The organism is Streptomyces sp. SID486 (assembly GCF_009865385.1).
Classification (GTDB): Bacteria; Actinomycetota; Actinomycetes; order Streptomycetales; family Streptomycetaceae; genus Streptomyces.
The window spans coordinates 1-4,702 of sequence record NZ_WWJT01000056.1 but is presented as its reverse complement, the minus strand read 5'-3'; the positions used below and the strand labels follow the sequence as shown (position 1 = coordinate 4,702).

The window sequence follows — 4,702 nt, the reverse complement described above, 5'->3', positions numbered from 1 at the left end:
CGGCGGGGCTGTCCGCGCGGCCCCCCGCGCCTCTCCGGCACGGTACGGCGCGGCACCGACGTCGTCGTGGCGGTTCCGCCGAGGCGCCGCTCGCGCCGTACCGCCGCCCCGGTGCACGGCGTCCAATCGGTGCCGCGGACCCGGGCGCCGCTCGCGCCGTACCGCCACCCCGGTGCACGGCGTCCAATCGGTGCCGCGGACCCGGGCGCCGCTCGCGCCGTACCGCCGCCCCGGTGCGCGGCGTCTATTCGGTGTCGTGGACCCGGGCGGAGCCCGCGCGGTCCAGCAGGCCCGTGCGCGCGGCCAGTGCCGCCGCCTCCAGCCGTGACCCCACACCCAGCTTCATCAGCACCCGCTGCACATGCGTACGGGCCGTGCTCGGCGCGATGCCCATGCCCGCCGCGATCAGCCGGGTGTCCTCCCCGTCGGCCACCCGCACCAGCACCTCCACCTCGCGGGGCGTCAGCATCTCCAGCAGGCGCTGCGCCTCGTCGTCGGGCTGCGCGGCAGGGTTCAGCAGCTCACCGAAGGCGCCCTGGAGCAACTGCGGGGCGACCGCGGCCTCCCCGGCCCGGGCCTTCATGATGGCCCGCTCGACGCCCTCGATCCGCTCGTCGTGCCGCACGTACCCCGACGCGCCCGCGGCGAAGGCCGCCGCGATCCCGCGCGGTGACGGCACCGGGCCCAGCACCAGCACCGCGACCTGCGGGCGCTCCCGCTTGATCTTCACCACCGGGTCGAAGACGCCCGGATCGGCCGGCGCCGCCGTGCCCAGCAGACAGACCTCCGGCGCCCGCGCGATCACCAGATCCGCCGCGCCCGCGGCCGGCGCCGCCGCCGCGACCACCCGGTGCCCGCGCAGCTTCAGCGCCGATGCCAGCGCCTCAGCGAGCAGGCGATGGTCGTCGACGACGATGAGCCGCACGCCCATAGAGCAACCCCCCAGTCCCCCCGGTACCCCCGCCCGTCATGCCCCCGGAAGCTACACGCTTGTTCGACGTCGCGCTGCCCCTCCCGACGAGAAGTGCCCCGGATCGATGAAATCCGGGGCACTTCTCGGCAAGTCACTCATTCGGGCGACACCGGCGAGGGCGTCGGCGGCACGGTCAGCCGCCCGTGCCGAACGCCATCACCAGGTACTCCTTGGTGTACGGGCTGGACTTGTGGGCGTACACGGACGACATGTACAGGCGACCGCCCCCGTACAGGATCTCCGCGTAGTCCGGCAGCAGGCTGGTCTCCGCCGAGCGCACGCTCCGCGTGGCGGGGTTCTCCAGCAGCGTCGTCACCTTGAACGAACCGCCGTCGATGCTGACGATCTGGCCGCCCTTGTTGTACGGCGGCGCCTTGTAGGCGAGCAGGTTGCCGCCGTCCATGCGCAGCGGGGAGAGGGAGTAGCCGTCACCGGCCTCGGCGCGCTGGCCGGTCGGCTTGCCGGTCTTCAGGTCGAAGGCGACGACCTCGTTGGTCTTGGTGTACGCGCCCTTGCCGTCGATCTGCTGGGTCGGCAGGTACAGCCGGCCGCCGCCTGCGACGACCTGCTTGCAGCCGTCGATCTGGTTGAGGCCGTTGCAGCGGCCCGCGTAGGTGTCCTTGGGCGCCGAGATGCGGGCGAGCAGCTCGCCGGTCTTGCCGTCGATGGAGAAGTAGTCCGAGACGTTGGTGCTGCTGCCCGAGACCACCAGCGGGTCGGTGGAGACGACGGCGGCGTAGTCCACCCCGTCGGGCATCCGGTACTCGGAGATCACCTTCCCGCTCTTGGGGTCGATGGTCTGGATGTGCAGCTGCCGGTCGTCGTACGTGCCGCACCGCCGCACCGCGACCAGCCGGGCGCCGCCGCCGTACCCCTCGTCGAAGCAGGTGTCGGCCGGCTTCGGCTGCCACAGCAGCTTGCCGGACGCGAGGTCGAACGCGGCGCCGCCCTCGAGGCTGCCGACCGCGACGCTGCCCTGAGCGACCGTCACGTTGTCGAAGGTGAGCGGGACGTCACCGGAGTTGACCGACTTCGTCCACAGCTTCTTCCCCGCGGTGAGGTCGATCGCCGCGATCTGGCTGCAGCCCGCGGTGGACCCCTTCGCGGGCGTCCTGGGCTGGAAGACGATCGCCGTGCGGCCGTCCTCGTCGGCGTGGCCGGACGCCGCGCAGACGGGGCCGGGCAGCTTGAGCGTCCACAGTTCGGTGCCCTTGGCCGGGTCGTAGCCGACGATCTCCGCGACGCCGCTCTTGGCGTACACCTTGTCCGTCAGCCACGAGCCCGCGGTGACCACCGTGTCCTCCGCCTGGGGCAGCGGCACCTGGAAGAGCACCTTGGAGGCGGTGTCGTCCGGCACCTTCTCCTTGCCGCCGCCGGTGCTCCCGGAGCCGCCCGTGCCGGTCGGGCCACCGCTGGAGGAGGCGGTGTCGGGGTGCTTGTCGTCGCTCCCGGAGGACTTGGCGTACCAGATCCCGCCGCCGATGATCAGCGCGATGGCGACGACCGCCGCGACCACGATGAGCAGTGCGGTGTTGTTCCGCCCGCCGCCGGTGCCCCCCTGGGGCTGCGCCACCGCGGTGGGCGGCTGCCCCGGACCCGGATAGCCGTAACCCGGCTGCACGCCCTGGACGGGCTGCGCGGGCTGGGCGTAGGGGTTGTGCTGCTGCGTGCCGTAGCCGGGGGGCTGCTGGCCGGGGTACGCCTGGGGCTGGGCCGGCGGCTGCTGGGCGTACGGGTTCTGCTGCGCGCCGGGGTAGCCGTAACCGGGCTGCGGCGGCTGGGGCTGCGCGGGCGGGGCCGGCGGGTAGCCGTAGCCCGGCTGCGGAGCCTGGACCGGCGGCTGCGCCGGGGGCTGGTTCGAGGGCTGCGGCGGCTGGTTCGGCGGCTGCGGCGGCTGGTTCGGCGGCTGCGGGGGCTGGTTCGGGGGCGGCGGGGGCGGCTGGCTCATGGCGCGGGTACCTCGGTGAGGCTCGGGAGGCCGGACTGCGGCGGGGACTCGGGGGACGGGGCTGCGGGCGGAGCGGGGACGGGGCGGTGCGCCGGGCTCAGTTGCCGAAGGCCATGATCAGCTTCTCCTTGGAGTCGTCGTTGCCGGACAGCCGGCCCGAGGAGATGAAGAACCGCCCGCCGCTCCAGTCGAGGACACCGTCGTAGAAGGTGTTCTCGGCGTCGGCGGCACCCTGCGGGTTGTGCAACAGGCTGGTCGTGGTGTGGGTGGAGCCGGCGACGGGCACCGACACCACCTGGCCGCCCGTGTCGTACGACGGCTGCACGTAGGCGATGAGCTTGCCGTCCTCGACCTTCACCGGTGCCATCGGCCGGTCGCCCGGGGACTTGACCCGCCACTTCTCCTTGCCGTCGGAGAGGCTGATCGCGACGATCTCGTTGGCGCTGATCGTGGCGTCGGTGGGCAGGTAGAGCGTGTCGGCGTCGACCGCGACGCCCTGGCAGCCCTGCAGCTCGCGTTCGAGGATCGCCCAGCCGCAGCGCGGGGCGAACTTCTCGTCCACCTTGACCTCCGAACGGAACTTGCCGTCGGCGGTGAAGGTGGAGATGTTCCAGACCTTCTTGTCCCGGTTGGTGAGGTAGACGACGAGCGGGTCCACCGAGTAGGCCCGGCTGACCTCCCAGCCCTTCTTGACCTTCTGGGTCCAGCGCACCTTCCCGGTGGCCGGGTCCAGCTGCTGGATCTCCTCGTGCTCGCCGGCGGTGCCGACGGCGCAGGACGCCACCTGGACCAGCCGGTCGGTGCCGCCCGCGAAGGCGACCGGGAAGCACGCCTGGCCGTACCGCTTCTTGTCGTACAGCTTCTTGCCGCTGTCGATGTCGTACGCCGTGCCGGACTGGGAACGGCCCACCATCAGCGTCTTGCCGCTCACGGTCAGTTCGACGTTGAGGGCGCTGTCGAACAGGCCGCCGTCGGCGACCTCGGCGCTCCAGCCCTTCTCACCCGTGCGCAGGTCGATCTGCTGGAGCTGATTGCACTTGGCGTGGTCGCCCTCGCTGTCCATGTACGCCACGACGACCTTGTCGTCGGCGGACTTCTGGGGGGTGGCCGCGCAGATCTTCTGCGGGAAGGCCAGCGGTCCCCAGGCGGTGCTGCCGTCCGCGGCACCGAAGGCGAAGACCTGCTTGTACGCCGCCTTCACCGCCGTGTCGCCGCTGACCCACATGCCGGGCGCGTCGGCGCCGGACGCCGGGGCGTCCGGTGCCGGCTTGTACCAGAGCACCTTGCCCTCGCCGGCCTTGCGGCCCTCGTTGAGGTTCTCGGGGTCCGCACCGCCGCCGGAGGGCGTCGGCGAGGCGCTGCCGGACGGCTTGGGGTCGTCGCTGTCCGCGGCGACGGGCTTCTTCTTGCCGCCACCGCCGTCGTCTCCGCCGGTGACCGCGAACACCGTGCCCCCGATGACCAGCAGCGCGGCCACCGCGCCACCGATGATCAGGGCCGTCTTCTTCCGGGAGCCCGGCTTGCCGCCGCCGGGACCGCCGGGCGCGGCGCCGGGCATACCCGGGTAGGGCGGCTGCTGCGGGTGGCCGTAGCCGGGCGGCGGGGCGCCGTACGGGCCCGGCTGCTGCTGCGGGTGGCCGTAGGGGCCGGGGCCCGGAGCGCCGGCGTACGGGCCGGGCTGCTGGGGGTAGCCGTAGCCCGGCTGGGGCTGCTGCGGCGGACCGGCGGGCGGCTGGGGCGCGCCGAAAGCGCCCTGCGCCGGCGGGGTCTGGGGGGCGCCG

3 protein-coding genes are annotated in these 4,702 nt (G+C 73.3%); all 3 read right to left on the bottom strand.

The window, feature by feature from the left end:
- Positions 1-244 precede the first annotated feature (244 nt).
- Positions 245-931 (bottom strand): response regulator transcription factor, encoded by a 687-nt coding sequence (locus tag GT045_RS02990; RefSeq protein ID WP_161294794.1) that lies wholly within the window; start codon positions 929-931, stop codon positions 245-247.
- Between the two features lie 175 nt (positions 932-1,106).
- Positions 1,107-2,921 (bottom strand): PQQ-binding-like beta-propeller repeat protein, encoded by a 1,815-nt coding sequence (locus GT045_RS02985; protein ID WP_161333201.1) that lies wholly within the window; start codon positions 2,919-2,921, stop codon positions 1,107-1,109.
- Between the two features lie 97 nt (positions 2,922-3,018).
- On the bottom strand, positions 3,019-4,702 hold a 1,684-nt coding region (locus tag GT045_RS02980; RefSeq protein ID WP_161333200.1), incomplete at its 5' end, for a PQQ-binding-like beta-propeller repeat protein.

What these genes read in the sequence shown, in the direction of transcription:
- GT045_RS02990 (WP_161294794.1), bottom strand. Translation starts at nt 931, where the DNA reads ATGGGCGTGCGGCTCATCGTCGTCGACGACCATCGCCTGCTCGCTGAG.
- GT045_RS02985 (WP_161333201.1), bottom strand. Translation starts at nt 2,921, where the DNA reads ATGAGCCAGCCGCCCCCGCCGCCCCCGAACCAGCCCCCGCAGCCGCCG.